Raw genomic sequence first — 1,690 nt, 5'->3', positions numbered from 1 at the left:
CGTCTGCGGTGTGTCAGATATGCCGCCAACGCAGCCTCGACAAGGCTCGGCAGCTGCTACGGTAAGGTTTGAAGTTTGAGGGCCCCATCACTGGCACAAGGTTTGCCCTTCTAACCGCTATCTGAACCCATGAGTTTGAAGCGCATGTCACTGGATTACCTGGGCAACCCCATCGACACCCTCAACCCCGCCACCCGTCAGGGCCTGGATGATTTCGTCGGCGGTTTTCTCGGCTATCAGCCCCGTGCCGAGGGCATCCTCGCGGTCGCCGATGCCGACCCCGACTCAGCATTGGCCAACGGATTTGCCGGCCTGCTGCTGATGTTTATCGAGTCGCCCGAGGGCCCTGTGCTGGCCGAGAAGTACCGTCAGCGGGCGGCGGCGGTGAATTCCCGGCATCCACGGGCGCTCGTGTATCTGCAAGTGCTGCAAGCCTGGATCAACGACGAGCTGGATGAAGTGCTGCGCCTCAGCGAGCATCTGCTGGATCTTTATCCGCGGGACCTGCTTGCGGCCAAGCTCAACCAGTACCTGGAATTCAACCGGGGCAACTGGCCGGCGCTGCTGCGGATCGGTTTGAAAGCCACCGCCGGCGCGCCGGATATCGCCCACAGTCACGGGCTACTGGCGTTTGCGTATGAGCAGTGTCATTTGCTGGAGGAAGCCGAGGCCAGTGCGCTTGAGGCGTTGCGGTTGCAGGCGTCCGAGCCATGGGCCCATCACGCATTGGCCCATGTGATGCTGACCCAGGGGCGTATCGAGGAAGGCATCGGGTTTCTGGAGGGCGTGAAGCAGCACTGGGACGGGCTTAACTCGTTCATGTACACCCATAACTGGTGGCATCTCGCGTTGTTTTATCTGGGGCGCGGGGAGGATCAGCGGGTGCTGGAGATTTATGACCGGCATGTGTGGGGGATCTTGCCGGAGTACTCCCAGGATCAGGTGGGCGCGGTGTCATTGCTGGCGCGGCTGGAGCTGGCCGGGATTGATGTGGGTGGGCGGTGGCAGGCGTTGGCGCCCTACCTGCAGCGTCGGGTTGGGGATGCGGTACAGCCATTTTTGAGTGTGCAGTATTTGTATGGGTTGGCCCGGGCGGGCAAGCCTGAGGCGGATCAGTTGTTGGCGGCTTTGCGCAGGCACAGTGTGGAAGCGCGGCCGGTTTGGCGGGAAGTGACGTTGCCGTTGGCTGAGGGGTTGTTGGCGCATGCCCGGGGGGATGCCCGGCGGGCGTTGGAACAGCTGGGGATAGCGTTGCCGCGGCTGAATGAGATTGGCGGGAGTCATGCGCAGCGGGATTTGTTTGCGCAGGTGGAGCTGGACGCACGGTTGCGGGTTGGGGATTGGCTTGGGGCGCAGCAGACGCTGGAATTGCGCCGGCGGTATGACGGGCTGGATGTGCCGACGAACCGAGCTTTGGTGGTGGTGTATGAGGCTTTGGGGTTGCCTGGGGAGGCGCTGCGGGCGCGGGCGCGGATTGGGGGGATATCCGTTATTTAGGTGATGGCTTGTATCGGTTCCGCTTTTGCCCCACCACTCGGCACCTCGCTTCGGCCAGCGTGGTTTAACGGGGCGCGTAAGATCAAGATCAAAAGCAGATCAACAGCACAGCGGCCTCCCGGCCGGCTTGAGTGTTGTAAATCAAAAGCTAAAGCGGGCACGGTCCAAATGTGGGAGCGGGCTTGCTCGCGAA

General features: G+C 62.1%; 1 protein-coding gene. It reads left to right on the top strand.

Going from position 1 to position 1,690, the window contains the following annotated elements; translation table 11 throughout:
- Nucleotides 1-144: 144 nt before the first annotated feature.
- Nucleotides 145-1,497: a tetratricopeptide repeat protein gene (locus ACW9I6_RS32275; protein ID WP_177021167.1), complete on the top strand. Its 1,353-nt coding sequence runs from the start codon at nucleotides 145-147 to the stop codon at nucleotides 1,495-1,497.
- The last annotated feature ends 193 nt before the right edge of the window (nucleotides 1,498-1,690 follow it).

This window comes from Pseudomonas sp. SDO5522_S412 (assembly GCF_054071215.1).
This window is presented reverse-complemented; position numbering and strand designations above follow the sequence as displayed.

Excerpts from the sequence above, each read along its gene's own strand:
- ACW9I6_RS32275 (WP_177021167.1), top strand. The coding sequence starts at position 145 with ATGTCACTGGATTACCTGGGCAACCCCATCGACACCCTCAACCCCGCC.